This window comes from Adlercreutzia equolifaciens (genome assembly GCF_029076695.1).
Taxonomy (GTDB): Bacteria; Actinomycetota; Coriobacteriia; order Coriobacteriales; family Eggerthellaceae; genus Adlercreutzia; species Adlercreutzia equolifaciens_A.
This window is the reverse complement of record NZ_JARFIK010000656.1, coordinates 1-287: the sequence shown is the minus strand read 5'-3', so window position 1 is coordinate 287 and position 287 is coordinate 1. Positions and strand designations below refer to the sequence as shown.

At 39.0% G+C, this 287-nt stretch carries 1 protein-coding gene; it reads left to right on the top strand.

What is annotated here, in order from left to right:
• Positions 1-86: 86 nt before the first annotated feature.
• The coding region (locus tag PZH32_RS13995) for a hypothetical protein (RefSeq protein WP_275208877.1) at positions 87-287 on the top strand (201 nt) is incomplete at its 3' end.

The window sequence follows — 287 nt, the reverse complement described above, 5'->3', positions numbered from 1 at the left end:
ATGGGTGTGAGCATTAAAATCGTTCTATCATCTGGAAGTATGATATACTGATAACAAGACCTGCAAAAAAGATGGAGGTGGACTACATGGATGTTGCAACGATGGTAGCGATTAATAACCTGAATATGGTTACAGTGATGGCAGTACAGGCGGCAAATAATGTAATCACGATCGTAAGTGGAGAAAGGATGGAAGAAGATATGGATGGTTCAATGTTAGATCAGTATATGGGAAAAGATTGTACGGTAAGTCTGTTCAATGAAGTAGGAGCAATCAAAGGAAAACTC